The sequence below is a fragment of the Arthrobacter sp. StoSoilB5 genome (genome assembly GCF_019977235.1).
Taxonomy (GTDB): Bacteria; Actinomycetota; Actinomycetes; order Actinomycetales; family Micrococcaceae; genus Arthrobacter.
In genome coordinates this window covers 1,169,564-1,196,207 of sequence record NZ_AP024646.1, presented here as the reverse complement: position 1 = coordinate 1,196,207, position 26,644 = coordinate 1,169,564, and the positions used below count along the sequence as shown (strand labels likewise).

The following is a 26,644-nucleotide window of genomic DNA, read 5'->3' as shown; positions in this document are numbered from 1 at the left end:
CATCAGCGGCGGGCACGTGCGGGACCGGTCCTTCGAATGCTACATTCCCGCCTCGTGAACTTGTTGGAGCGACTATGCCGCGGTCCCCTTCCCCGGCGTCGTCGGTGCAACAGGGCAGAAAGCGGCAACACCGAGCGGGAAACCAGCACAGCGGCGAGAACCACGACAGTCACAAGAACGGCGATGGCAACCAGCACCAGCCACAGTTCCGGCACGGGCGAGCCAGTAAGGATTTCCGGGGTTTTTTCGAGTCCAAGCATCTACTTCTCCTGCAATTTGGGGCCTATCTATTGCAGTGGTGAGTAGGAGTGAAGGCCGGAACGTGTCGCGGAAGTCAGGATTTTAGTTGTCTGGCCTTCAGCGCGTGTCCACGGAGGGCCGCCGCCACATCACGGCGAGCACCAACACCAGCACGTTCAGGCCGAGCATCACCAGCACCATGAGTCCCCAGTTGGCTTGGTTCACACCGGAGCCATACAGCACGCCAATCAGCACAGTTGCAGTGATCGCGCCGAGGTAGCGGCAGGTCTGGAAAATTCCCGCAGCTACTCCTCGTTCCTCCGGGCGTGCAGAAACGTAGAGCCCCTGGTTCGAAGCCGTGCTCACCATCCCGTAAGGGATGCCCATCAATGCAGTCAGCAGGAACACCAAGGGCGCCCACAGAGACAATGTCAGGGCGCCAAGGCCCACTGCGGCAACAGTCAGAATCAGCACGCCGGTGATCAGGACGGAACGCACGCCGAACCGCTCAATCAGCCGAACGGTCAGTGGCGTCACCACAACCGACAACGCCGCAAGGGGCAGCATCAGCAGGCCCACCACACCGGCGTCGTAATGACCTGCCTCCTGCAGCAACTGCGGCAGTCCGAAGAATGCAAAGTAGTAGACGCCGCTGAAGACGACGAAGAGCAAATAGACCAGCAGCAGCGGCCGGTTCGTGCCCAGCAGCCGGAGATCCAGGAACGGCGGCCGGAAGCGCAGCTCACGCCAGGCGAAAAGCGCGCCGATCACTGTCGCGGCACCCAGGAGCCACCAGCGGTAACCCGGCAACACGTTGAGCAGCGCCATCATCGCGAGCATGAGCGAAGTGACGAAAGAGAGGATGCCGGGGATGTCGGAGTCGCGGATCAGCGCCGAGAGCTTGCCCGTTTCGCGGCCGGAATCAGCTGGCGCGGCCTTGTGCACCACAATGAGCGCCAGCAGCGCTATAGGCACGTTGATCGCGAACAACGCCTGCCAACCGACCAAGCTCACCAACAAGCCGCCGACCACGGGACCCACGGCAGCAGCCGACGTGTTTGCCATCTGGATCCGGCCCAGTGGCCGCGTGGACGGCATATTAGCGAGCTTGCTCAGTTCAGTGACCATCACGACGGCCGAGGGGTAGGCCGTGGCGGTCCCTACAGCCATCAGCGCGCGGGCCACGCACACCAACGCGAAGCTGGGTAGGAACGGTGCGATGGCGCAGGTGACCGCCACCAAGGCCATGCCGAAGGTGAACAAGCGGCGGGGGCCGAAGCGGTCGGCGAGCCTACCCATGAGCGGCTGGCCGGCAGCGGATGCGAGGTAAAACGACGTGATCACCCAGGTAACGGTGGCGACGTCGAGTGCGAAATCCTCGCGCAGCACCACTAATGCTACGGCGATCATGGACGAGTTCAGCGGATTCAGCGCCGTCCCGAGGCTCAGCGCAGCGATCGCGAGTCCGGGCCGGGGTCTATTGGTCGTCACCCACCCAAGTCTGCTGCATGGTTGCTTCGGGTTACGAAACGAGTTCGCGGGGCGGACGGTCGAAGGCCCGCAGTTTGTCCATTCCTATTGGTCGAGGGAACGATCCTGCAGAATCCCAGCCCTACTCCTCGAAGTGGGTTGTAACCTTCCCCGAGGACACTGCGGCGATGATCGACTGGGCCAAATGCCGCAGTTTGATGTTTCGATTGCTGGACGCCGTACGCAGGATGGTGAATGCTTCCTCCTGGCTGCAGTGGTTCTGCGCCATGATGGCGCCCACGGCCAGGTCGATCACCGTGCGCGACTGCATCGCAGCGGCGAGATCGTTCCGTGCATCGCTGAGTTGGGCGATCTTCAACGCGAGCCGCAAGGACTTGGAAGCATGCGAAGCAAACACCTCGGCACGTTCTACGTCATCGTGGCTGAACGCGTGGGTCCGCTCGGAGTATAGATTGAGAGCAGCACGGGTATCCCCCTCGACCAGCAGCGGCACGCTCAGGATGGACCGAAGCCCCTGATGGGAAGCGGCCTCGACATATTCCGGCCAACGGTGTTCGCGGAGAAGGTCCGGGACCAACACAGACGTCAGCTTGTCCATGGCCGTAAGACACGGTCCCTCAAAGGTGTTTTGGAGTTCGTCCATGACGCGGGCACGGTCGTCACTGCTGGCAGCCGTGGCTGACTTCTTGCGCCGAAGGACTGTGATGCCGCAATAAACAGGGGACTTGCGGTGTGAGAGGCTCTCTGCCGAGAAAGAAGCGAGATCGCCGAGAAAAGCCTCGACGTCTTCGCTGCCCAGGACGAGATCCAGAAAATATCCGTTCTGGAGAGCTTCCTGCTCGGGGCGGGGGTTGACCATGTGGCACGTTCCTACTGACTGAAAAGCGTCCCCAGCAGACAGCAAAGGAGCGAATATCGCCGCCCTCTGCAAAACGGTCTGAAGACACCATATCCTCCAACGATCAACGGTACAAAGTGCGGCACTCCATGCGTTGACCTGCAGATTGACGAACCTGATTGGGTCACTTTGTCAATCCGGGCAGGGTGTTACATCGAACAGAAAGTAAGTAGGCTTACTATATTATTCGAGTCCGAGCACCGGACCCATTCGTGCAAAGGAGACATCTGATGGGCGTTGAAGACAGCATCCGCAAAGCCGCCGAAAACGCGATGGAAGACCTGGCCGGCACCTCGGATCCAGTGGACGATCAACATGTGCCCGAGCCCGGCGCGAAGGATGACGACATCCAAGTCCACTCCTCCATCAGCGAAGGTTCAAACGCGATGGACTCCGAGTCGCCTGACCAGGGCAACCCGACAACCCCGCGTCACAATGCAGCTACGAGCGACACAGCTGCGAGTGACTCCGGCGAACGCCAGAACGAGCCAGGACCCGACGCCGCTACTGGCCAAGGCATGGAAACGGACGACAACGTTCAGGCCCCTTCGGGCGACGTCCCCGGACCGGCAGGCCTGCCGGATGGAACCCCGGACGAACTCCGGGCAGACCCCTCCGAAGGCGACCAAGACCCGTCGACGAGCATGGGCCGGGGCTAAGCTCCAGCCGCACCCTTAAGGGCGTGGCGCCGCCGTCGAGCCCCGCACCACAAGCTCCGTTCCGAGCTCGATCCGCTGCGGCAACTCCTCGTCGCCTTCGAGATGCCGGAGTAGCGCGCGCATTGCCGTCTCAGCCATCTGGACCACGGGCTGGCGGACCGTAGTGAGGCCTGGTTCGATCCATTCAGCGGCAGGGATATCGTCGAAGCCGATGATTGAGAGGTCCTCCGGGATCCGCAGCCCCGCAGAACGAGCAGCACGGTAGGCACCGAGGGCTTGTGCATCATTGCCCGTGAAGATGGCGGTGGGCCTGTCATCCAAGGCCAGGAGAGCCTCGGTCCCACGGGCGCCGGATTCCGTGGAGAAATCGCCCGGCACCATCAACGAAGAATCAGCTTCAACACCACCCCGGCGCAGGGCAGCCAGGTATCCGTCTTCACGGGCGCCACTGCACTGCAGGTCCTCGCGGCCGCCGATCATGCCAATGCGCTTATGACCGAGTTTCAAAAGATGCTCGGTAGCTGAGAAGGCGCCATCCCAGTTCGCAGCGCCCACGGTCATGAGGTCCGGCCCCGGCTGGCCTACGGGGTCGATCAGGATCACCGGGATTCCGAGGGCCTTTATGCGTTGGATCTGCTTGGAGTCCAGTTCGTACACGGCGAGCAACACGCCGTCGGACTTCCGCTCGGCGAGGTTCGCCAGCCACGGGCGAATCCGCGATCCGTCCAGGGACAGGCTGCTGACCACGGTGCCATACCCGGCTTCCTGGGCCACGCGCTCAACGCCTTCAATGATTTCGCATGCCCATTCCGAGGCCAGCCCCGGGAACACGAGGTCAACGAGCCCAGCCTTCTTGCTGCGCTTTGCCGGCCTGCGGGCATAGTCGCGCTTGGCGATGATTTCTTCTACCCGGGCGCGCGTAGCCGCTGCCACATGGGCGTGGCCATTAAGGACCTTGGAAACCGTGGGCACGGACACTCCGGCTTCGCGGGCGATCTCGCTGATCGTCGCCCGCCCAGAGTCCTGCTTGGTCACCATGGAACGCACCCCTTTCGGCCGGGGATCACCCCCCAGCGGCAATAGTTTCGGAAAGTTCCCATGTCTGGATTCGGCCGCACATGCCATAAATCCTGCGGGTTTTCCGTTCGCCCATCGTAGTCCTCGAGTCCTGCAAGTAGAAACTTTCCATCGACTCGAGAGAGTCCAAATTGCCCTGGGTGAGCTCGGCCTGCCGCGCCGCCCCTTCGGCCAAATAGCCGCGCCACGTTCCGGCCCGGTCACTCACCAATCGGACAGCGGCGGCATGAAACTCGGCCAACGCCGAAACGCCGGACTTCATCACGGCCTCCTTCAGCTCCAGATACCCCTCCAAAGCCAGGTCCCGACGACGCCGCGCAGCCGCCTCCGCAGCCGGGTCACCGCCGTCAGCGTCCTTGGACGGAAGCACAGCGGCGCGCGAGTAGGTCTCGACGTCAACCAGGTGCTCCAGCGGGAAGGTCATCACTGCGTCGCCGTTCTCGGGAAGACCGGCGTTCTGCATGACGATCAGCACCTTGAGGTCCAGGGAATCGTTGATCGCGCGGTGGACAGTTCCAGGCGTGAACCAGACCACCGTGCCTGGTGCCAGATCCGTAGTAGTGAAGCCACGCGAGTCCAGCGTCTCCAGTCGGCCGGTTCCTTCCAGGACGACGTACGCCTCCGCCGATGCCGTGTGCAGGTGCGGTGACCCGCCGGCCTCACCGTCCTCACTTGGCCAGTTGTAGATGCTGACTTCGGACACGGCAGTTGCGCCCGGGAATGAAGTGCACATTAGGCCCAACCATCCAATGCGGCCGTGGCAGCGTCCGCGAGCGCAGCGGCTTGGTCATCCTCAAGGGAACCGTCAGCAATCACGACGGCGTACCGGTACTTGAGCGGTTCCCCGACCTTTAGCGGGACTACTTCGCTGAAGAACGGCGCGGACCCCAGGCAGGCGAACATCGACGAGCGGGCAAACCATTGGTTGGGTGCACCCACGTTGGCCTGGTCCTCCACGAACATGATGCTCGACTTCCGGCAAGTGACGTCGTGCTGGCCGGTGAAAGCAATCCATGGTGACCGCGTGCCCATGAACTCGTCCGCACCAGTCCCCGCTGAGGAGCGGAACTCGCCGCCGGTGAAGGACCGGGGACCGCGCCAGAACAGGCCGCCATACCCTGCGTTGTCCCGACCTTCCGTAGTAGGGCTTCCGATGCCGATCTCAGCGCCGGAGACGTTGCTCATCCCGGTTTCGAAAAGGAGTGCCCACGAGTTTCCAGCTGGCAGCAGTTGGATGGCAAAGCGGCGCTGCTCCCTGACGAGGGGCAAACCCTGTTGACCGGGCCCGGTTGGCTGCGCCGTCCAGAGCAGGGACTCAGCGGCGGAAATCGTAGACGCAGATTCCTCGATGTAACTGAAGGCCTCATGGTTCATGGCGCCGTTGTTGTCCAGGTTCGCGTAGCCGGTCTCGCGTGTGTACGTCGCGCCACCCCAGAAGTTGTGCTCCCCCATATTTGGCAGCGCCCAGGAAAGTCCTTTATGCCAGACGTGGTCCCACGGGCGGGAGATAGTAACTTCGTCGCCGCCCAAGGTGGTGAGCGGGTGGAAGAAGGGGCGGGGGCTTTCATACTGTTCGTCGGTGGGGCGGTACGTATATGTTGCAATGTTCTGGCCACCGGCCTTGAAAGTCAGGGAACGGCCGTCGTCGAAATAGCTGAGGGCGGTGCTCTGGGCGGTTTGGGCTGACGTGGTCATTGATTCTCCGTTGAGTCGGTGGTGGTTCAGGAGCGGGCAGTGGAAGCCAGGACGCGCGTCCCGCGGCCCTCCCCATCCATGCCTGCGTAGAAAGCGTGGCCAGGAACGATTTCCCCGCGGCGAACCGGCTTCCCTGTGAAGGCGGAGGCGTAGATTGCGGCAGCGAACTCAAGTGTTTGCCTCGCTGAGTCCGCTCCGGCTGGGAGCGGGAGTCCGGCGTCGAGCGCGTCATACATCGCCAGGAACTGTGCCGAGTGGCCGCTCCCCCGCTCCAAAGGTTCAGCAGACCAAGCACCCGCCACATGGTCCTCATGGCCAGGTGCCGCCGTGATGGTCCAGTCCTTGGTGCCGTAGCCATACAGGTGGCTGAGCTCGATGGTGGCGAACTCGCAGTCGACGCGGATCTCCGAGGTTTCGCGGGGCGAGAGCAGGGAGTTGATGACTGTGGCCGCGGCACCATTTTCGAAGCGCACCAAGGCGGCCGAGAAATCCTCGGTGGACGTTGCCCGGGCTTGCCGGGAGGCGATGGCCGTGACTTCTTCCCAAGGGCCGAGCAGGTGAAGGAGGAGATCGAACTGGTGGATGCCGTGGCCCATGGTTGGACCACCGCCTTCCGCCTTCCAGGTGCCCCGCCACGGGAGGTCGAAATACTCATCCGGCCTGTACCAGAGCGTGTCGCAGCGGGCAACGAGGGCACGTCCGAAGTCGCTTCCGCCGATCAAGGAACGTGCTGCCGCCGATGCATCGCCAAAGCGGTGCTGGAAGACGCAGGAGAACTGCGCGCCGCCCTTGGTTTGGGCGTCGTTGAGGCGGTCGAAGTCCGCGAGGCTGAGCGCTGGTGGTTTCTCGGACAGGACATGCACACCCGCTTCGAGGCACTCGATGGCATGATCGATGTGCATCATCGGCGGAGTGCAAAGGTGCACGATGTCCGGCTTGGCTTCGGCAAGCAACGTGGTAAGGCTTTGGTATCGGCCAGCGATTGCGTGTTCATCGGCAAAAGCCTGCAGCCGTGCGTCGTCGACGTCGCACGCAGCCACCAACTCTGCCCTGTTGTCGGTGCGGGCCAGGTTGGACGCGTGCACGGCAGCGATCCCGCCCGTTCCAACGATGGCCACTCTGTACGTCTGCATATGAGGTTTCTCCAACGGGTTTTTACTCGAATAGTGTCCGAAAGTTTCTGATTATCAACCATGCCAACTGCCCGCGTTGGCACCGTGATGCGTCAACGCTATGAAGAATCTGCTCGTAAATCAACACATTTTGGCCCTAGAAACTAATTGTAAGTTTCTGATAGTTTCTAAAAATCGCCCATCAACCCAAGGAGAAACCTGTGAGCAGCGGCGCCGCTGAACAGCAAGCACTTGCCCGCGTCCCCATCCCGGCCGCGGTAGAACACCTCATCCGGGAAATGACCTTGGAAGAAAAGCTCGCCCAACTGGTGGGCGTGTGGGTCAACGCCTCCAGCGACGGCGATTCCGTGGCACCCCTCCAGAGCCAGATGGCGGGCGATACGCGCTCCTGGGACGAGGTCATCTCCCATGGGTTGGGCCAGATAACGCGCATGTACGGCACCGTCCCGGTGGAGCCATCCGAGGGCGCCCGGCGCCTTGCGGCCGCGCAGGAGCAGATCATGGCAGCGTCCCGGTTCGGAATTCCGGCGCAGGTGCATGAGGAATGCCTGGCCGGTTTGGCGGCGTGGAAGGCAACGGCTTTCCCGGTCCCCCTGGCTTGGGGTGCCACGTTCAACCCCGCTTTGGTACGGGAGATGGCGGTCAGGATCGGCTCGTCGATGCGTAACCTGGGCGTCCATCAGGGCCTGGCTCCCGTGCTCGACGTCGTCCGGGATTTCCGATGGGGCCGGGTGGAGGAAACCATCGGTGAGGACCCCTACCTGGTGGGCACGGTAGCCACCGCCTACGTCCAGGGGCTCGAATCCACCGGAATTGTCGCCACCCTCAAGCACTTCGTCGGCTACTCCGCCTCCCAGGCAGGCCGCAACCACGCCCCCGTTTCCATGGGCCCCCGCGAACTCGCCGACGTCATGCTGCCGCCGTTTGAAATGGCGATCCGGCACGGCGGCGCGCGTTCCGTGATGCACGCCTATACCGACGTCGACGGCGTACCAGCCGCCGCGAACCGCGACCTACTCACCGGGCTGCTCCGTGAGGAGTGGGGCTTCGCCGGCACGGTGGTGGCCGACTACTTTGGTGTTGCGTTCCTGGACGTCACGCACGGTGTGGCCGCCGATTCCGGTGACGCCGCGGTGCTGGCGCTGCGGGCCGGCGTCGACGTTGAGCTTCCCACCGTCAACTGCTTCGGTGAGCCGCTGGCGGAGCGGGTCCGTGAGGGTGCCGTGGACGAATCCGTGGTTGACTCGGCACTGAGACGGGTTCTTACCCAGAAGGCCGAGCTTGGTCTTTTGTCGCCTGATTTCTCTGTAGCGCCAGCTGCCCTTTCCGGCCCTCTTGAACTGGATCCTGCCGAGGACCGGGCGTTGGCCCGTCAGCTCGCAGCACAGTCGTTGGTGTTGCTGAGCAATCGACCGTTTTCAGGGGCGCCGGCTTTGCCACTTTCGGGCTCCGGAACCATCGGCGTTGTTGGACCGCTGGCTGACGACCCCTTCGCGATGCTCGGCTGCTACTCCTTTGATGCGCATGTGGGTGCATCCCACCCGGATGTGCCGATGGGAATTTACGTGCCTACAGTTGCGGGTGTGGCTTCCTCCCGTTTCCAGTCCGTGACGAGGTCCGTGACGGGGAATTGCGAATCAGCCTCGGAGGCCGAGATTTCCGCAGCGTGCGACGTCGCTGCCTCCAGTGATACCTGCGTTGTGGTTGTTGGCGACAACGCTGGACTGTTCGGCCGGGGCACCTCAGGCGAAGGAAACGACGCCGCCGATCTCCGCCTTCCCGGGGACCAGCACCACATGCTGGACCGGATCCTCACAGCTTCTTCCGAGGCCGGGACGCGCGTTGTCGTAGTGGTACTGAGCGGGCGACCCTATGCATTGGGTGACTTCGTAGACCGGGCCGATGCGATCGTTCAAGGTTTCTTCCCGGGCGAAGAGGGCGGCGAGGCACTTTGGGACGTGCTGACTGGCGTCGTCAATCCCTCCGGAAAGCTGCCGGTCTCCGTGCCGCGCTCCCCCGGCGGCCAACCCGGAACCTACCTTCACTCACGGTTGGCAGGACCTACTGAAGTGAGCGCACTGAACCCGTCGCCGCTTTTCGGGTTCGGACACGGCCTGTCCTATACCAGCTTTGAGCTCTCAGACCACCAGTGCAGCTCTCCCGCAATGTCGACGTCGGACTCGGTCACCGTCAGTTGTACGGTGCGCAATGTCGGCGGCGTGGGCGGCGCCGAAGTGGTGCAGCTGTACCTGGAGGACCCTGTAGGCGAGGTGGTTCGTCCCATGCGCGAGCTCATCGGCTACGCCCGCGTGGAGCTGGAAGCCGGCGCGTCCGCCGTCGTGGATTTTGTGGTCCACGCGGACCGCACGTCCTTCACGGGGCTGGACCTCCAGCGCGTGGTGACACCTGGCTTGGTGAAACTGCATGTTTCTACGTCGAGTACCTGTGATGTGCAGACCCATGAGGTGATCCTGCACGGGCCGCGGCGTGTGGTGGGGTTTGAGCGCGAGATGCTGACGCCGGTTCAGGTGCGGGCATTGGCGTAGCCCTATGGCTTCCGGACCCTGGCCCTGGGCGTCAAGCGATGCGCGCGTCGGTGTCAGGGTCTTGTCGCACGCCGAGCATTCCAGCGATTCTGCCTTCGAGCGCGGCAACGGTCGCTTCCGGAAGGACGATCAGGCCGTCGAGTTCCTTGCGCGCACGCTTGTACGCCGTCTGCCGTTCGGCCGGGGTAGCTGCGGAGTCTTCTGCAATACGCAGCAGCTTCCTCGCCGTTGCCAGTCGTTGACGTTCGGGCCCGGTGAAGTTGGAGTCCTTGATGCGTCTCGCTTCGCGTTCGGCCACATCGAAAGCGAGTTCGAAGCTGTGGACAGCGGCACGATACTCAGCCAGCCGGGCCGGCGTCGTCATGTCCTGCGGAGCGGCTGGCCGAAGTCCATCCGCTTCCTTTTTGGCTCGGAGGAATGCGACAGTCAGAGGTTCGCGGACGTCAGTCATCAGCGGATAGTCAATGAGCTTTCCAACGTCCAGTTCGTAGTCCAGCCACTTGTGGTTCACTGCATCTTGCGTAGCCATCAGCGAGACCACCTCGGCCTGGTTGGCTTGCTCGTGCACCGCAAGCTGGTTCTTCAGCTTGTACAACTCAACTTTGCGGCGATGGCGCTCTTCGCTGGCTTTGGACCACGACCTTGCCCACCCGCCAGCCATCCCGCCGATAGGGAAAATGAGCCACCAGTAACTGCCAAGGAAGTCGAAGAGGGGTTCCACAGATTCATCCTCCCACTTCCAGGCCCATCCCGTCCGTGGGCTCAGGCTGAGCCAGACCTGCGTGAGCATGAGAGATTCTTATCCTACGCCCATTTATTGATAAGCCAGTCTGGATCCTCGGTAGGCTCCTTCTGACCAACTTTTCCCTTCGGAAGGACACACATTGCCAATCACGAATGACCACAACGACGTGGCATCCGGCGCCCCATCCACTCAGCCCCTCAACGTCGTCGTTGCGGGTTCCACCAGCGCCGCGGGTCAAGCTGTTGTCGGCTCGCTGGTTGCGCTGGGGGCGCGCGTCGCCGCCGTCGATCTGGACGCCGCCCGCCTCGAAGCACTCGCAGCCTCCCACGACGGCGTGGTGCCCTACACCTGCAACCTTGCGGATCCCGAATCGGTGGAGGCCCTGGCAGGTTCAATCCGGAGCGAGTTCGGAGCCGTGGATGGGCTGGTTCACCTCGTCGGCGGCTGGCGTGGCGGCGAGGGAATCGTCGGCCAGAAGGACGAGGACTGGGATGTCCTGCACACCAGCATCATGACGACCCTTCGCAACACCTCTCGTGCGTTCTACTCCGATCTGGAGGCATCACCGCGTGGGCGCCTGGCCATCGTTTCGGCTGTCGCCGCAGCCAAGCCCACAGCATCCGGTGCCAGCTACGCTGCAATCAAGGCCGCCTCGGAAGCCTGGGTTCTCGGCGTCGCAGATGGCTTCGAGGCTGCCCAGTCCGGCCACAAGACTGAGCCCAAGGAACAGACGTCGGCTGCTGTGGTGTTCGTGGTCAAGGCTCTGCTGGACGACGCCATGCGGGAAGCTGCTCCGCACCGAAAGTTCCCGGGCTACACCCACGTCAACGAGCTTGGGGACCACGTCTCTGCCCTGTTCGCTGCCCCGGCTTCCCACCTCAATGGCGCCCGTCAGCACTTGAGCTAAGTTCCGCCGTCGTACCCTGTGGCTACGATGTCCCGTATGGACCAGCGACTGCACTTCATCACGTTTGCCACGGCGGATCTCGACCATGCCCGTTCGTTCTATAAGGACGGACTCGGTTGGGATCCGCTCATGGACGTGCCCGGGGAGATTATCTTCTTCCAGGTCGGGCCGGGTTTGATGCTCGGACTCTTCGATGCTGAAAAGTTCGACCAAGACCTGGCCAGCGGCGTTCCTACGAGCAGCGTCAGCGGCGTGACCCTTTCGCATAATGTCGATAGCGCTGCCGAGGTATCCAGCACCATCGAGCAACTGGTATCTGCAGGCGCAACCGTGCTGAAGCCCGCCCAGTCCAGCGCTTTTGGGGGCATTTTCCACGGCCACGTCAAGGATCCGAACGGCATTGTCTGGGAGATCGCGCACAACCCAGGTTGGAGGATCGACGACGACGGCACGGTGGTTTTCGGATGAGCGACTTCCCGCCGACCTTCGCTGACGACGTCATCAACCAAGACGCCCGGGCCCAGTTCGATGCATTCCTTGATGAGCATCGGCGAGCACTCTCCGAGTCTCTGGACGGGCTGACTGAAGAGCAAGCGCGCCGCTCGTTGGTCCCTTCGCGAACAACGCTGCTGGGATTGGTAAAACACGCCACATTCGTGGAAAAGGTTTGGTTCGATGAAGCCATCTCATGCCGGTCCCGGAGCGAGATCGGCATCCCAGCCACGCCTGACGAGTCTTTTATTCTCGAGGACACTGACTCCATCGCAAGCATTCAGCAGGCACATCGCCAAGCGTGCGAGGCCTCGCGGCGGGCCGCCTCGAATGTGGGGCTGGACGACCTCGTGCTCGGAAATCGACGAGGCCCGCTCCCCCTCCGCTGGGTGTATCTGCACATGCTGCGGGAGCTCGCGCAGCACTGCGGCCATGCGGACATCCTCCGTGAGCAAGTGACCAGATAGTAGCAATTTTTCGGTTTTACGCGGGGACGCTAAAAATGTCAGACCCTGGTGGGAGGGTTGATTCATGGAAAGGGTTGGGCAGTTCGCGGCACGTGGGGCGGTAGCCTCCGGTGACGGTGGTGCCCTCTCCCGGGCCAGGATGCGGAGCATGGGAGCGCCTACCCGGCTTGCCATGGCATCCAAGAGTTCGACGTCGATGCTGACACGAGCGGATAATCCCAGGCGCGCTGAGCTGCTTCGCGGGCTCGATTCGATAAGGAGTGCACCGCATTCCCCTCCCGGCCCGGATGAAACCCTGGATGCCACCGCCAGTCCGGCCCAACCAGGCACCGGCCATGGACACGTGCACTCAGAGCCCACCCCGCCTTCGCTAGCCGGCGCCATGGAAACCCTGGTCTCTGCTTTGGATGGCCCACGCGGGATGGCCGCCACTGAAGCCCGGCTGTTCGGGTTTGTTGAGGCATCACACTTCGCCGGGCGGGTGGAGGAGATCGCCCGGACCGTGGAGTACCTTCAGGTGGTCGCGGCCCAGGCGGTGGAACGGACCCGGCAGGAAGCCCAGCAGGCACACTCCTCCGCCGCGGGCACCAGATGGCGGACAGGCTGGACCGAAACCACAACCGAACTTGAACGCGAACCCGGGGCCGGGGCCGGGACCGCAACCTCGGGTCCGGACTCCGCCGCTGTTGGGCCCGCCGCTGTTGGGCCCGCCGCTGTTGGGCCTGCCGCTGTTGTTGGGCCCGCCGTTGTTGGGCCTGCCGTTGTTGGGCCTGCTGCTGTTGGGTCGGCGGATGCTGCCGCGGTGGTGGATGATGGGTACCGCAACGCCGCGGAATTCCTGCGCGCCCGCCTGAGGATCGGCATCGGCGAAGCCAGGCGCCGGCTCGCCCTCGCAGCCCAAGCGCTCCCCCGCGTCGGCATCGCCGGACAACACATCCCGCCCCGCCGCGAAATCCTTGCCAAGGCCCTCGAATCCACGCAGATACCCACCCGCTCAGCGACCATCATCAGCGCCGCCCTGGACAAAGTACAGCTCCTCACCGACGAGGACACCCTCGCCGGAATGGAACAAGCCCTGACCACCACCGCCCGTGAATCCGATCCCGACTTCGTCCTCAAAATAGCCAAACGCTGGACCGACTCGATCGACCAGGACGGGCCCGAACCCAGCGAAGAAACCCTCCGCCAACTCCAAGGCACCTTCATCCGCAAACCCCGCCACGGACTGCACCACCTGGAAATCTTCGCCACCACCGAACAATACGAAACACTCACCACCGCCATGAACACCGCCACCAACCCCCGCCTCACCACCGGCAACGGCGACACCGGCAACGGCGACACCCCCGGGGACAACCACACGACGGGCGGGCCGGACACGGGCGGGCCGGACACGGGCGGGCCGGACACGGGCGGGCCGGACACGAACGAAGCGGACACGGGCGGGCCGGGCACGGGCGGGCCGGGTACGAACAGTGGCGGCCAAGCTGGTGAGCCTGCCGGTCAGCGTCGTGGCCGGAACGGATCAGCCAGCCCGGACCTGGACCGCCGCTCCCGCGCGCAGAAACTCCTCGACGGCCTCGTCGGAGCCTGCGGTGTCGCCCTGACCACCGGCAAGCTGCCAGCCAACGGCGGACTCCGGCCCCAGGTCATGGTCACCATCAACCACCACGACCTCCTCCAGGAACTCACGAACACGGCCAACACCCCCAACCGCGCAACCAACACCCGAACCCGCCCGGCCAACACCCCCACGAATCAACCCGGCCCGCAACGAACCCGGCCCAGCTCCGGCGCCGCCACATTCAGCGGCCCGATCCACCCCAACACCATCCGCAAAATCGCCTGCGACGCCGACATCATCCCGGTCCTGCTCGGCACCGAATCGAGGGTCCTGGACATCGGCCGAACCACCCGGATCTTCCCACCCCACATCCGCAAAGCCATCACCGCCCGGGACCAAGGCTGCGCCTTCCCCGACTGCACCATGCCAGCACCCTGGTGCGAAGCCCACCACATCACCTACTGGTCACACGGCGGCACCACAGGAACCGAAAACGGCACCCTGCTCTGCAGCCACCACCACCACCTCATCCACAAAGAACACTGGACCATCACCACCAACACCGGCGTGCCCTGGTTCACCCCACCACCACACATCGACCCCCACCAAACACCACGCCGCAACCACCACCACACACCCCTCAGAACATAAAGGCGCCACAAAGAAGAGCACGTCAAAGAAGGGCAACGTCAAAGAAAGGGATAGTGGATAGTGGTTGGATATTGAATGCTGCCTAAACAGCTGACGTGAACTTGCCCTCCACAAACTTCAGCAGTGGTCGGGAGTTCAGACAGATCAGATACACCAACGCTCCCGCCACGAACAGGATCAGCCAGGTTGTGGTAGCCATCAGCACGAAGCCTGCAACGAAAATTATCCCTGCGTTCCCCAGCGATATGCGCCTCTGCGCGCCCATGGTGTATACAGACAACCGGTAAATGTCCTGCGTCCGGAACGTGAAGCGGGAGAGGAGGAGCATAGCGTTGACGGCTGCGGCGGAGACCATGAGCCCGAGCCCCACCAGTCCAATTCGTGCTGCGATTTGGACAGGATCGATTCCTCCGCCTGAACCCAACAACGCGGCGTTCAAAGAACCTGGCAGGACACTCAGGTTGAAAGCAATGGCCACAAGAACCACGAGGTACGGCAGCAAAACCACCACGGCCTGGCCAAAATTGCTGCGGTACGACTTCATGAAGTCATGAAAAACTCCGGTGTCCTCGCCTGCCAACAGCCGGTTGAACGCGTAGCAGGCAGCCACGAATGAGGGCCCCACAAGGACCAGCGGAATCAATGCCAACGGAATCAATGCCAACGGCCCAACGACGCCAACCAGCACCGGTATGAGCACAAGCAGTGCGTTGGCGAGCACCAGCAATGCATCGCCAACCATGATGCCGTACACCGTTCCAGCTGCCTTGAACAACGTCCCGGATCCAAACTCTGCTTTCGTGGCTGCCATCAGAACTACTTCTTATCCGCGTAGGCCTTGTATGCCTTGTTCGCGAGCTCGACGTACTTGCTCTGCCCCTTGCTGTCCAGCTCCTTGACGTAGGCGCCAAACTCGCTGACACCACGCTGCCCGGTGATGAACTTGAGGGTGTTCTGCTTGACGTGGTCTTTCAATGGGGTGAGTGCCAGGGTAGCTTGCTCGCGATCGACGTCGTTGAAGGGTACCGGTGGAGCAACCGGGCGGGGCTTCTTGGACTTCATGGCCTCCTGGAACGCCAGCTCCTCGTCGTTGAACGTGGATTGCAGGAGTTCCGTAGCGCCGCCGTAAGCGAAGTTTCCGCCTGAGAATCCGTAGTCCACCCGCAGGTCCTTGGTGCCGGAGGGATTGAGACCTTGAAAGTTGATGTCGGCCGCCAGCTTCCGCTTGCCGCCCTCCTTGGTAAAGGTTGTGCCCTCTACGCCCCATTTGCTGAATTCCTGGCCCGCGTCGCTGTAGAACAACCAGTCGATGTACTGGATAAGTGCCACAAAGCTGTCCTTGTCCTTGACGGACGAATTCAACATGATGCCATTCTCCAGCCGGGTGCCACCGATGACGTCGCCTGCGGGTCCACCGGGAACCGTGATCTTGCCGATCTCGAAGTTGCCCTTGCCCAGGGATTGTTCCATGGATGTGCGGTACGTGATGACGTTCTGCGAATTGGCGCTGATCACGAACGACTTGCCGGAGACAAACTTCTGGATGGCGGAGTCGTCGGTTTGGGTGAAGCTCTCAGGATCCATCAGACCTTCGGAGACCAGCGAGTTGAAGTAGGTCACCAGGTCCTTGAACTTCTCTGAGCCTGCCGCAAAGCCGAACTCCTTCTTGTCCTGATCGAACAGGAGCCCGTCCACCAGGCCCCAGCCTGCCACAGTGCCAAACGTTGGTGCCGCGATGTTCAGCACGCTGTCGCCCTTGAACCTGTCAGAGAAAGGTACGACGTCGGGATACGCCTTTTTGAGCGACCGCAGCACTTCACGGAACTCGTCCCATGTTGTGGGCTCGGCCAGGCCTTCCTTCTTCAGGACGTCCTTGCGGAAGCACAGCGAGTAATCGGGCCACAGTTCCTCGTGCAGACCCGGAAGAACGTAGTACTTGCCGTCTTCCTGCGTGAGTGCTTCGATCTCTGGCTCGAGCTTCCATTTCTTGACCTTCTCCTGGAAGTGAGGCATGAGTTCCACATAGTCGCTCACTGGCAGCACCGCCCCGGCGGATACAAACGCGGCTTCCTGTCCCGGATAGGTTTTGGCGATGATCTCCGGGGCGCTGCCGGAACTGATGAGAAGGCTCCGTTTCTGCTCGTAATCGCTGTTTGGAACGATGGTTGGTTCCAAGGTGACGTTATTGTCCCTGGCCATCTTGGTAAAGAGCAGCCAGTCCTTCTTGTACGGATAAGTAGGCTGGTCGGAGAACAGGAAGGTGAACGTCAAGGGCGTCGTCGCCTTGAACGTGTCACCTACCTTGAAGCTGTCCATCGCACCATTGCGGGATTTCGAGGTGTCCACCTTCTCAGTGGCCTCAGAGTCGCAACTTGTCATCATCAGCCCGATGGTGACAACGGACGCGAGGCCTAGGAAGTCTCTTCTACGGAACTCTCGTTTGGCGATCATTGGGTGTCCTTTCATAAGGGGTTATTCCTTGACGGAACCGAGCATCACGCCCGAGAAGAAGTACTTCTGGACGAAGGGGTAGACACAGAGGATGGGGATGACTGTCAGGACGATGGTGACCGACTGGATGTTGGCGGCGATTTGGCCAACGTTTTCCGCGGTGCCGCCGGCGGAGCCCGCAGTAGTGACTCCGGCGATCATGTTGCGCAGGTAGATAGTGACCGGAAACAGGTCTGGGTTATCCAGGTACAGGAAGGCCTGGAACCACGAGTTCCAGTTTGCTACCGCGTAAAACAGCACCATGGTGGCTACGATTGCCTTGCTCAGCGGGAGCACCACCCTGAAGAGGATGCCGTATTGCGTGAGACCGTCGATCGATGCGGCTTCCTCCAGTTCACGCGGCATGTTTTCGAAGAAGGACTTCATGATGAGCAGGTTGAACACGCTAATGGCATTGGGCAAGACCACGGCCCAGATGGAATCCCGCATCCCCAGGGAACTGATGAGCACGTAGTTGGGGATCAACCCGCCGTTGAAGAACATGGTGAATACGGCGAGTCCAATGAAGACGCTGCGGCCCTTGAGGTCTTTCTTGGCAATGGCGTAGGCGAACGAGGTGGTCAGCACCATCGAAATCGCCGTAGCCACCACTGTGTACAGCAACGTATTTCCGTAGTTGGTCCAGAACGTGGAGTCGGCCAGGATCAGCTTGTACGTTTCTGTGTTGAAGCCCATCGGGAACAGGTTGACCTGCCCTGCGTTGATGAACCCCTCGCTGGAGAACGACTGAGCAATGATGTTCAAGAATGGATAAACCGTCAGGAATACTACGAACAGCAGGAACACCAGGTTGAACGCCCTGAAGACCCGCATTCCGGTGGACACTCTCATGTCCTTCAGGAGAACGCCGTTCCCCGTAGCGGCGCGCAGAGCAGGAGCACTTTTAATCGCTGTCTTGTTCACCACAGGCTCGTTCCTGCGAGGCGCTTGGATATCGCGTTCGCTGAGAGGATCAGCGTGAGGCCGATGACGGATTCAAACATTCCGATCGCCGCCGCATAGCTGAAGTTGCTGGATTCCAGGCCTACCCGGTACAGGTAGGTGGAGATGACATCTGAACTTGCGTAGTTGAGCGGGTTATAGATGAGCAGGATCTTCTCGAAGCCCACTGCCATGAACGTGCCAATGTTGAGGATCAACAGCGTGATGATGGTCGGACGGATGGCGGGAAGCGTCACGTGCCAGGTCTGTTGCCACCTATTGGCTCCATCGATCCTTGCGGCTTCGTACAGTGATTCATCCACCCTGGTGAGCGCCGCCAAATAGAGGATCGCTCCCCAGCCCATGGTCTGCCACACCTCTGAGCTGATGTACATCGGCCGGAACCAGCCTGGATCCTGCGTGAAGTTCACGGTGTTGCCGAACAACGATTCCGCGATCTGGTTCACCGTGCCGTTCATGGAGAAGTTTTGCAGGATCATGCCGGCGATGATCACCACGGACATGAAGTGCGGCAGGTATGCCACGGTCTGCACAAACTTTTTGAACTTCTGGGACCGGAGCTCGTTGAGCATCAAAGCGAAGATGATGGGCATCGGGAAGCAGAACAGCAGCGTCAGTACACCCAGAATGATGGTGTTCTGGAAGGCCTGCCAGAAGCTGGGGTCATTGATGAAGAGGGTGATGTATTTGAAGCCCACCCACTTCTCACCGAAGATGCTGCCGCCCGGCTGAAATTGGCGGAAGGCAATCACGTTCCCGGCCATCGGCAGGTACCTGAAGATGAGGAGGTATGCCATTGGTAGCGCTAACAGTGTGTACAGGCGCCAGTCCCGTTTGAGCGCCAGCTTCCAGCTTCCGGGCTTGACGCGCCGCTTTTTCTGTTTGCTTGGCTCAGTGCCCGGGACAACCTCGGGCGGAGCGTCGAGCCTCAGTGCCATGGTGTTGCCGCCTTAGCTGCAGAGTCTTCAGGGACCAAGACTTCTTCAAGGACAAGTACGCCGTTTGCTGGAAGTTCCACTTCCCCGTGAATCGACTGTCCGCTGATGCGGTCTATTCCCCCGTCGAGGACGTTTACGCCGGCAGGCGCGTCATTGTGGTTGAGAACCAGCAGGAAGCTTTTGGCGGCGTCGCCGGAACCGCCGGCGTCAGGACTGCCGCCGCCAGGACCCAAGCCAGCACGACGCCGGACCTGGACTCCCGTAGGTGCCTTCAGTATCGGTTCCACGCCTGCGTGTTGAAGTTCGTCGTCGAGCAATTGCTTGAGCAATCCGTCCTCGACCCGGGCCGAAAGGTAAACCGCACTGCCTTCACCGAAACTGTTGCGGGTAATGGCGGGGACTCCCGCGAGGCGCCCTGAAGAGTAGCCGGCCAGGACCTCTGCTGTCTCGGTGTGCAAGTGCTCTGTCCAGTAACTGGCCGAGGAGGTACCGCCGTCGGCCGTGGAGAGCTTAACTTGCTCGCCCACGCCAGCAAGCGGGTGCATCTCTTCACTCCAGGCACCCAGCACGTTGCGGAGGGCGCCCGGGTAGCCACCCAGGCGGATGGTGTTGTTCTGGTCCACGATGCCGGAGAGATACGAGACCATCAGACGGCCGCCGTCGGACACGTAGTTTTCGAACCTTTGGGCCGCGGCGTCGGTGAGCAAGTACGAGGCTGGCATGATCACCAGGCTGTACGCGGACAGGTCGCTGTCGGCATTAACGAAGTCCACCGTGATGTTGGCCTCGAACAGCGGGCGGTAGAAGCACAACACTTCCTGGGTGTAGTTCAGGTCAGAGCGCGGCGAGTTGCCCAACTCCAGTGCCCACCAGCAGTCCCAATCGAAAACGATGGCAACCTTGGCTGTGGATCGCGTGCCTGTGAGATCGGCCAGAGATTTCAGTTCCTGGCCGAGCTCGCAGACCTCGCGGAAGATCCGGGTGTTCGGGCCTGCGTGGTTCACCATGGCGGAGTGGTAGCGCTCGGTGCCACCCTTCGCCTGCCGCCATTGGAAGAAAAGGATGGAATCCGCTCCCTGCGCTATGGCTTGGTACGAGCCCAACCTCATCTTGCCCGGCAGTTTGGAGACATTGACGGACCATTGGCTGACTGCACCTGTTGCCTGCTCCATCACCATCCAGGGCTGGCCGTGGCGGAGTGAGCGCATGAGGTCGAAATTCAGCGCCGCAGCCACGTGGGCGTCGTCTTCGCGGGGATCGGGATAGATGTCCAGTGCTGCCGCATCTTCTTCTGCAGCCCATGCCCAGTAGTCGTCGGTCTTGTAGAAACGCATGAAGTTGGTGACGATCGGCAGGTCCGGTGAGTGGCGGCGCAGGATGTCGCGCTCTGCCTTGAAGTGCTCCAGCATGCTGTCGGAAGTGAAGCGGTGGAAGTCCAGGCGCCGTGACGGGTTTGACCACGTGCGTGGCTGCGCGGGAACCCTGACCTGGCTCCAGTCCGAGTAGATCTGGCCCCACACGGTGGTGCTCCATGCCTCGTTGAGTTCATCGAGCGAGGAGTACTTTCCCTGCAGCCACTTGCGGAACCCTTTCTCAGCCCACGGCCCGTACGAGGTTGGCCCGTATTCGTTTCCTACATGCCACATCCGCAGCGCGGGATGCTTTGCGTAGTGCTCCCCCATCTTGTCGGCGAGTGCCAGTGACCTGGCTCGATACACCGGATGGGAGACGTCAAAGTGTTGGCGGGACCCGAAGCCGAACGTACTTCCGTCGGGGCGTTCCGGCATGATGTCCGGGTGCTGCTCCACGAGCCACGCCGGGGGCACGGCGTCCGGTGTCGCGAGGTCCACGCCGATGCCATGGGCGTGCATCAGGTCCATGACGTCATCCAGCCACCCGAAGTCGAAGACGCCGTCGCTGGTTTCCAAGCGGCTCCACGAGAAAACAGCAAGCGTCACCAAATTCACCCCGGCCTGCTGCATGAGCTTTGCATCCTCAAGCCAGACCTCGCGCGGCCATTGCTCCGGGTTGTAATCACCGCCATAGGCGATGCCGCCAAGTTGTCGATGCAGTTGGTCCATCCGCTTTTCAGCAGCCCGTATGTCCTCAGGATCGATGGTCATCTTTGTCCTTCGCTCGGCCTAGGTCGCTCTGGGAACTACAGTGCGACACACATCACAGGGAGAAACTATCGTAAAGTTTACGCAATAACAACAGCTCGCTCAGGGAAACTGGAAAGTAACTTTGACGCTGCTATTGCGGGCCCTAGGCGAACAATGCTGAACTTTCCGAGCCTATTCAACCGGTAAAGGCGCGCGAAATTGAACTGGCGCAAAGATTTGTTTCCGACCAAATTCAGAAACTATCGGATTTGGAACAAACTCTTTATCCCAGCACTCAGTGCCCCAGCACAGGATGCAGATGCTCGTACCCCGACCGCCTACCAAGGGCGCCGAGCGAACTGCATGTGTGGGACGTTGACACGTGACCAAATGGTCACCTATTCTGAACACATGGACGCCGTGTTTAAGGCACTGGCAGACCCCACCCGGCGGGAACTGCTCGACGAACTCTTCCGCGAGGACGGGCAATCCGCCTCCGCACTCGGAGCCCGGTTCGAGATGACCCGCTTCGGCATAGCCAAGCACCTCAAACTGTTGGAGGATGCCGGACTGTTGGTCACGCGCCGTCGGGGACGTGAAAAGTTGCATTTCCTGAACCCCGTCCCCATCCGGCTCATCCACGATCGCTGGGTGAGCAAATACGCAGAACCATGGGCCGCTGCACTCAGCGACCTCAAATCCAGATTGGAAAGCCCCATGGAAAAGATCTTTGAGATTTACATCAAAACCACTCCGGAACGGCTCTGGGACGCCATCACCAACAGCGAAATCCGCAGCAAGTACCAGTTCGGGAATACGTTCACGGCGGACTGGACTCCTGGCGGCCGCTTTGAAATGCACAACGTCAAGGCAGATGAGCCATTGGGCGAGGGCGAGAACATCGAAGTCGATCCGCCGCGCCGGCTCGTCCAGACCATGCGGGCGTTGTGGGGCGAGGACGTCAAAGCGGAAGGAACATCGCGGATCACCTGGGAAATCGAGCCCGTGGGCGATTCGTGCCATCTCACCGTCACGCACGATCAGCTCCGCGAAGGCGCCAACGAGCAGCTGTACGGCGGCTGGCCCATGATCCTCTCAGGCCTCAAGACGTGGCTCGAAACGGGCGAAACGCTGACAACGCCCGGCTCACTCATGTACGCCTAGGCGCCCTAACCCAAGGCGACGGTTAACCCACGACGACGGCGGGCCGCTGCCGCCGTCGTCGTCGCTGCTTCAGTCTTCTGTTAGTCAGGCGACGGGAGTAGCCAGCTGTTCTTCGGAGAGCCATGCTGCCTGCATGGTTCCCAGTAGGTGCGGAGCGAAATCTTCGCCAATTTCCAGCACCACCCGGCAACGCGCACCGCGCTGGTCGGGGAAACCCAGGTACTGTCCACGGAGATCGCACACGGTCTGGCCACGGCTGGGACCGTTGGTTGTATCTACCTCCACGCGAACGGTCGGCGCCACGGCCAGCTCCACTCCCCTGACGGCAATGGCTGCGGCGAGAGGATCGTGCATCGCGGAGCAGGCCCGTCCGAAAATGTCGACGTAGAAGCCGAAGTAGTAGCCAAGCATGTCGCCGAGCGCCCGCGAAACAGGGTGCTCGGATGCCAGTAGCTCCTGGCGGTGGGTTTCTTCCAGGACGTTGGTCATGGTGACGTCCAGCGGTACCAGCGTCACGTTCCAATCGGCCGCGAGTACTTCCGCCGCAGCCTCGGGGTCGTTGGCGATGTTGGCCTCTGCCACCGGCGTGATATTTCCCGGGGCCAGGGCTGCGCCGCCCATGATGGTGATTTCGGCTATGAGTTCCGGCAACTTGGGCTCCAGCCGGAGGGCTTGGGCGATATTGGTCAGCGGACCGATAGCCACAACGCGCAGTTCCCCAGCATGCTGGTGAGCCAGCTGGACCAGGAGTTCCGCAGCCGAGGCCTGGATCGGCTCGCGATCCGACGGAACCAGGTCCACCCCGCCGATTCCATTGTCGCCATGCACATGAGGCGCCCCGCCGTGGAATGTCCCGACCTGCGGATCGTGCGCGCCGATCGCCACGGGGATGTCCGGATGCCCGGCCAGCTTCAGCAGGTCAAGGGTGTTCCGGGCGCCACCTGCGGCACTGATGTTGCCGCTCACGGTGCCGATGCCAACGAGTTCTGCTCTCGGCGTTGCGAGCAGGTAGGCGAGGGCGAGGGCATCATCGATTCCCGTATCGCAGTCGAGGTAGAAGGGGGCTGCTGTGCGCTGATTCATGGTCTCTCGTTTCAGGATCTGGCGGAGTGTTGTGAAGAGGAGTGGGGCGGGCGCGCGCGCCGCGTGCCGCCGTCGGGCTTTAGATTTTTTCGCCCTTTGGAGCTGTGATGAACAGGCTGACAATGAAGGCGAGGACGGTGATGGACACCGAAATCCAGAGCGCCGCCGAGTACCCGGCTGCGGTGCCCTGACCGGCGAACGGGGCAACAACGACGACGCCGAGGCTCGCCCCGATGCCGAACGAGGCGCCGTTGATTCCCGGCAGTGCGGCGGGTGCTTCCTTGGGCGAGAGCAGGACGGACAGGCCGTTGATGGCGGTGAGGAAGAAGCCGTTGTAGAAGATGCCCAGGGCTGCGATGGCGATGAGGACTGCTACTTGGTTGTCGGCGAACAAGGCAGCGGCAATGGCGCAGGCCAGGCTCGTGGCCGTGCCGACGCGGACGGTCTTGATCCAGCCACGGCGGTCGGCAATCCAACCTGCAAGAGGGGCCGCGAACACGCCGATCAGTGCTGCCGGGGTCAGGAAGAGCAGCGCCGCGACCGAGGCCGACAAGCCGAAGCCGTTCTCCTTGTCCTGGCTGAGCAGCACCACGGTGAAGTTGATGATGGCGAAGATTCCCGCGAGCGTCAGCACAGTGGTGGCGATGACCGGCCATACCTGGCGCGAACGGAGGTGGTGGACCGCAACCAGGGGCGTGGCGCGCTTCTTCTCGATGAGCCAGAAAGCCGTGAAGGACGCGATGCTTCCAGCCAGCAGGGCAAGTGCGGAGGGTGAGGTCCAGCCTGCGGAGGACCCCGTGGATACGAAGTACGTAATGAATACGAGGAACACGGACAGCGAGCCGGCGCCCCACCAGTCCATGCGTCCCGGAGCCACAGCGGATTTCCCGCCCGGGACAACTTTGATGACGCAGACGACGGCGATCGCGGCCAAAGCGAGGACGGCAACGAAGATCGACTGGAAGCCGAGCGTCTCAGCCATGAGTCCACCGAAGTAGCCGTCAACACCACCCACACCGCCGTTGATGGCAGCGATGATGCCGATGGACGTGCCGAAGAGCCGGGCCGGCAGGTATTCGTTGAGCACGATGTAGGAGAGGGCGAAGATGGCACTGGAAACACCCTGCATGAAGCGACCAGTGACCAACAGCGGCAGGTTCGGAGCGAAAATGCACAGCACGGTTCCTGCACCCATAATGGCCAGGACCAAGAGCAGTGCCGTCCGGCGCCCGATGAAGTCGCTCCAGCGTCCGATCACCGGGCCCGAGATAGCGCCCGCCAAGAAAAACATGGACTGCACCTGTGCCACAGCCTCGGGCGTCTCGCCGAAGAACGAGCCGATGTGCGGGAGGGCCGGGGTGATCATGCTGGCATTGAGCTGGAAAGACAGCACGGCCAGGACCAGCGTGGTGATCAGCAGGACAGCAGCACGGCCTCCGGGCCGCGTATCCGGCGTCGCTTCTGCGGCTACTGAAGACTGCGCTTCCACCGCGGTGTTGGGGATATTCACATCAAACTCCTTTGTCCGAGGGCGCAGGCGGCGCCACGAGATGTGAGTTGTTATACAAGCATGTATTACGAGCTTGTGCAACCTATCACATTTTTCGGGTACAGTGGCCGTAACCAATCTCAAGTGAGGCACCCTTGACCGACAACGCCGTCCAGTTCCTGTCCCGACCCATTGCGCCCCAACCCGGCCAGCCTTTGCGCGTTGCGGCTTACTCACGCATCGCCGAGGCAATCAGGACCAAGCTCCTCCCTCCCGGCTCGCTACTGCCTACCGAGACCGAGTTGGGCGTCATGATGGACGTCAGCCGCACCGTGATCCGGGAAGCGCTGATGCTGCTGGAGGAAGACGGACTCACCCGGGCCCGCCGCGGTGTGGGCCGTTTCGTTGCCGATTCCCTGCCCCGGATCGGCATCGAACACATCCGCCCGTTCGATCAACTCCTCGGTGGCCCGGACCAGGACATCCAGGTCAAGCGCGTTGCTGCCATCAAGCAGCCGGCCTCGGAATTCGTGGCACCCGGAATTGGTGTCCAGCCCGACGAAGACTGTTGGTTTTGGGAAAGCGTGCTGATCCGCAATGGCGAGCCCGTGGCCCACCTGCAGGAAAACGTCGCACAAGGAATCCCCGAGGCCGAGGCCCTCGCCGAAGCAGCGGAAGCGCCCACCCTTTCAGCTGCAACCCTTTTGGAGGTCCTCAGCGGGCTTCCGGGGGCGTCACTTGGACCTGGTGAATGCGAAATCAGCCTAAGCACCGCGGGTCCCAGCCGCGCTAAGTTGCTGGATCTTCGACCATCCGAGCCGGTTCTGGTCCTCACCCAATACGTCCGCCGCAAGGGCTCCCCGTTCTACCTTGCAAAATGCCTCGTGGCTGCCAAAGCCGGTCACCTCTCCGTTATCCAGTCCTCCTGAATCCTCCCGAAAAGGTCCTTCCATGAGCTCCTCCCCTCAGTCTTCTGCGCCCATTTTGCCGGCCGCGAGCACCGCGCTCACCGTTGTAGGCAGCATCAACCTCGACATCACGGCAACCGCCAGCCGCCTCCCGACGCCCGGCGAAACCGTTGGCGGCGCCGTCCTCCGCCAACAGCCCGGCGGCAAGGGCGCCAACCAGGCCGTGGCTGCAGCCCGGCTCGCAGGAGCCTCTCGCATGGTGGGGGCAGTAGGCCGGGACCAAGCTGGCCGAAGCCTCCTCGACGCAATGGCGGGTGCCGGCGTCGACGTCGATGACATCGCGCAGGTGGATGCTGCGACGGGCACGGCACTGGTCCTGGTGGACAGCGATGGCGAGAACCAGATAGTTGTGTGCCCGGGCGCCAACAGTGAAGTGTCCGTGGTTGGCGTGCCCTTTGCCGAGGAAGAAGCCGTCTTGTGCCAGCTCGAAGTGGACCAGGAAGTGGTGCTGGAAACGGCTCGTCGCACCAAGGGATTCTTCGCCCTCAACGCTGCACCGGCCGCCCCCATCCTTCCGGAGCTCCTGAAGCGTTGCGACCTGGTGATCGTCAATGAAACCGAGTACGCACTCATCCCCGAACTCAAGAACGCACCACTGGTTGCCGTGACGTATGGCGGCGAGGGCTCGGCGATCTTCGAGCACGGCGAACGCGTGGCCGAAGCTCCTGCCGTTCGGGTCACGGATATCGCCAACACCATCGGAGCTGGAGATGCATTCTGCGCGGCGTTGGTTCTAGCCCTGAGGGCCGGACTTGAACACAGCCATGCCCTGGCTGCAGCAAACGCCGTAGGTGCGGACGCTGTCCGGGATGCTTCGTCACAGCCTGCGTTGAAGCCGTTGGCGCACTACATCGAGGCGACGCGGCAGGCCCGCTGAACCAA

General features: G+C 62.0%; 24 protein-coding genes. 9 read left to right on the top strand and 15 right to left on the bottom strand.

Going from position 1 to position 26,644, the window contains the following annotated elements:
- Positions 1–2 precede the first annotated feature (2 nt).
- The 3 genes from LDN75_RS05565 to LDN75_RS05555 all read right to left on the bottom strand — a co-directional run bounded on the left by LDN75_RS05565 (position 3) and on the right by LDN75_RS05555 (position 2,590).
- Positions 3–260: a hypothetical protein gene (locus LDN75_RS05565; protein WP_223936163.1), complete on the bottom strand. Its 258-nt coding sequence runs from the start codon at positions 258–260 to the stop codon at positions 3–5.
- A 97-nt stretch (positions 261–357) separates the two neighbouring features.
- On the bottom strand, positions 358–1,731 hold the full coding sequence (locus tag LDN75_RS05560; protein ID WP_223936162.1) for an MFS transporter: 1,374 nt from the start codon (positions 1,729–1,731) through the stop codon (positions 358–360).
- A gap of 121 nt (positions 1,732–1,852) precedes the next feature.
- The gene (locus LDN75_RS05555) at positions 1,853–2,590 is read right to left on the bottom strand and encodes a GAF and ANTAR domain-containing protein (protein WP_223936161.1); all 738 of its coding nucleotides are present in this window, start codon (positions 2,588–2,590) and stop codon (positions 1,853–1,855) included.
- Between the two features lie 269 nt (positions 2,591–2,859).
- On the opposite strand from LDN75_RS05555, the gene LDN75_RS05550 reads away from it, so the two are divergent.
- Entirely contained in the window at positions 2,860–3,288 is a 429-nt protein-coding gene (locus tag LDN75_RS05550; RefSeq protein WP_223936160.1) for a hypothetical protein, read from the top strand.
- Positions 3,289–3,303: 15 nt separating this feature from the next.
- Here the strand turns inward: LDN75_RS05550 and LDN75_RS05545 are convergent, their stop codons facing one another.
- From LDN75_RS05545 to LDN75_RS05530, 4 genes are read right to left on the bottom strand one after another with little or no spacing between them, the layout of a single operon-like run.
- The gene (locus LDN75_RS05545) at positions 3,304–4,326 is read right to left on the bottom strand and encodes a LacI family DNA-binding transcriptional regulator (protein ID WP_223936159.1); all 1,023 of its coding nucleotides are present in this window, start codon (positions 4,324–4,326) and stop codon (positions 3,304–3,306) included.
- Positions 4,327–4,351: 25 nt separating this feature from the next.
- Complete coding sequence (locus LDN75_RS05540; RefSeq protein ID WP_223936158.1) at positions 4,352–5,098, bottom strand: cupin domain-containing protein; 747 nt, start codon at positions 5,096–5,098, stop codon at positions 4,352–4,354.
- Complete coding sequence (locus LDN75_RS05535; RefSeq protein ID WP_223936157.1) at positions 5,098–6,060, bottom strand: PmoA family protein; 963 nt, start codon at positions 6,058–6,060, stop codon at positions 5,098–5,100. Before LDN75_RS05535 ends, LDN75_RS05540 begins: the two co-directional genes overlap by 1 nt.
- A 26-nt stretch (positions 6,061–6,086) precedes the next feature.
- On the bottom strand, positions 6,087–7,193 hold the full coding sequence (locus LDN75_RS05530; RefSeq protein WP_223936156.1) for a Gfo/Idh/MocA family oxidoreductase: 1,107 nt from the start codon (positions 7,191–7,193) through the stop codon (positions 6,087–6,089).
- Positions 7,194–7,393: 200 nt separating this feature from the next.
- On the opposite strand from LDN75_RS05530, the gene LDN75_RS05525 reads away from it, so the two are divergent.
- Positions 7,394–9,739, top strand: a complete 2,346-nt coding sequence (locus LDN75_RS05525) for a glycoside hydrolase family 3 N-terminal domain-containing protein (RefSeq protein ID WP_223936155.1) — start codon at positions 7,394–7,396, stop codon at positions 9,737–9,739.
- A gap of 31 nt (positions 9,740–9,770) precedes the next feature.
- On the opposite strand, the gene LDN75_RS05520 is transcribed toward LDN75_RS05525, so the two are convergent.
- Positions 9,771–10,460: a hypothetical protein gene (locus tag LDN75_RS05520; RefSeq protein ID WP_223937496.1), complete on the bottom strand. Its 690-nt coding sequence runs from the start codon at positions 10,458–10,460 to the stop codon at positions 9,771–9,773.
- A gap of 169 nt (positions 10,461–10,629) precedes the next feature.
- Here LDN75_RS05520 and LDN75_RS05515 point away from each other — a divergent pair, with 169 nt between their 5' ends.
- The 4 genes from LDN75_RS05515 (at position 10,630) to LDN75_RS05500 (ending at position 14,565) form a co-directional block, all read left to right on the top strand.
- Positions 10,630–11,391 (top strand): SDR family oxidoreductase, encoded by a 762-nt coding sequence (locus tag LDN75_RS05515; RefSeq protein ID WP_223937495.1) that lies wholly within the window; start codon positions 10,630–10,632, stop codon positions 11,389–11,391.
- A gap of 36 nt (positions 11,392–11,427) precedes the next feature.
- The gene (locus LDN75_RS05510) at positions 11,428–11,859 is read left to right on the top strand and encodes a VOC family protein (protein WP_223936154.1); all 432 of its coding nucleotides are present in this window, start codon (positions 11,428–11,430) and stop codon (positions 11,857–11,859) included.
- Positions 11,856–12,350 (top strand): DinB family protein, encoded by a 495-nt coding sequence (locus LDN75_RS05505; RefSeq protein ID WP_223936153.1) that lies wholly within the window; start codon positions 11,856–11,858, stop codon positions 12,348–12,350. The genes LDN75_RS05510 and LDN75_RS05505 overlap by 4 nt, the downstream gene beginning before the upstream one ends.
- A gap of 64 nt (positions 12,351–12,414) precedes the next feature.
- The gene (locus LDN75_RS05500) at positions 12,415–14,565 is read left to right on the top strand and encodes a DUF222 domain-containing protein (RefSeq protein WP_223936152.1); all 2,151 of its coding nucleotides are present in this window, start codon (positions 12,415–12,417) and stop codon (positions 14,563–14,565) included.
- Positions 14,566–14,647: 82 nt separating this feature from the next.
- Here LDN75_RS05500 and LDN75_RS05495 read toward each other — a convergent pair whose 3' ends face one another.
- From LDN75_RS05495 to LDN75_RS05475, 5 genes are all read right to left on the bottom strand, one after another.
- Positions 14,648–15,376 (bottom strand): DUF624 domain-containing protein, encoded by a 729-nt coding sequence (locus tag LDN75_RS05495; RefSeq protein ID WP_223936151.1) that lies wholly within the window; start codon positions 15,374–15,376, stop codon positions 14,648–14,650.
- Between the two features lie 5 nt (positions 15,377–15,381).
- Entirely contained in the window at positions 15,382–17,031 is a 1,650-nt protein-coding gene (locus LDN75_RS05490) for an extracellular solute-binding protein (RefSeq protein WP_346347159.1), read from the bottom strand.
- A gap of 6 nt (positions 17,032–17,037) precedes the next feature.
- On the bottom strand, positions 17,038–17,907 hold the full coding sequence (locus LDN75_RS05485) for a carbohydrate ABC transporter permease (protein WP_223937494.1): 870 nt from the start codon (positions 17,905–17,907) through the stop codon (positions 17,038–17,040).
- Between the two features lie 68 nt (positions 17,908–17,975).
- On the bottom strand, positions 17,976–18,956 hold the full coding sequence (locus LDN75_RS05480) for an ABC transporter permease subunit (RefSeq protein WP_223936149.1): 981 nt from the start codon (positions 18,954–18,956) through the stop codon (positions 17,976–17,978).
- Positions 18,947–21,079, bottom strand: coding sequence for a beta-galactosidase (locus LDN75_RS05475; protein ID WP_223936148.1), 2,133 nt, complete (start codon positions 21,077–21,079; stop codon positions 18,947–18,949). The genes LDN75_RS05480 and LDN75_RS05475 overlap by 10 nt, the downstream gene beginning before the upstream one ends.
- Before the next feature lie 390 nt (positions 21,080–21,469).
- On the opposite strand from LDN75_RS05475, the gene LDN75_RS05470 reads away from it, so the two are divergent.
- Positions 21,470–22,222 carry a metalloregulator ArsR/SmtB family transcription factor gene (locus LDN75_RS05470; RefSeq protein WP_223937493.1) on the top strand — a complete coding sequence of 251 codons (753 nt, stop codon included), beginning with the start codon at positions 21,470–21,472 and terminating at the stop codon, positions 22,220–22,222.
- A gap of 84 nt (positions 22,223–22,306) precedes the next feature.
- Here LDN75_RS05470 and LDN75_RS05465 read toward each other — a convergent pair whose 3' ends face one another.
- Complete coding sequence (locus LDN75_RS05465; RefSeq protein ID WP_223936147.1) at positions 22,307–23,305, bottom strand: nucleoside hydrolase; 999 nt, start codon at positions 23,303–23,305, stop codon at positions 22,307–22,309.
- A gap of 79 nt (positions 23,306–23,384) precedes the next feature.
- Positions 23,385–24,794, bottom strand: a complete 1,410-nt coding sequence (locus LDN75_RS05460) for an MFS transporter (protein WP_223937492.1) — start codon at positions 24,792–24,794, stop codon at positions 23,385–23,387.
- A gap of 155 nt (positions 24,795–24,949) precedes the next feature.
- Here LDN75_RS05460 and LDN75_RS05455 point away from each other — a divergent pair, with 155 nt between their 5' ends.
- Both LDN75_RS05455 and LDN75_RS05450 read left to right on the top strand, forming a co-directional pair.
- The gene (locus tag LDN75_RS05455; protein ID WP_223936146.1) at positions 24,950–25,723 is read left to right on the top strand and encodes a GntR family transcriptional regulator; all 774 of its coding nucleotides are present in this window, start codon (positions 24,950–24,952) and stop codon (positions 25,721–25,723) included.
- Positions 25,724–25,745: 22 nt separating this feature from the next.
- Positions 25,746–26,639 carry a PfkB family carbohydrate kinase gene (locus LDN75_RS05450; RefSeq protein ID WP_223936145.1) on the top strand — a complete coding sequence of 298 codons (894 nt, stop codon included), beginning with the start codon at positions 25,746–25,748 and terminating at the stop codon, positions 26,637–26,639.
- Positions 26,640–26,644: the final 5 nt, after the last annotated feature.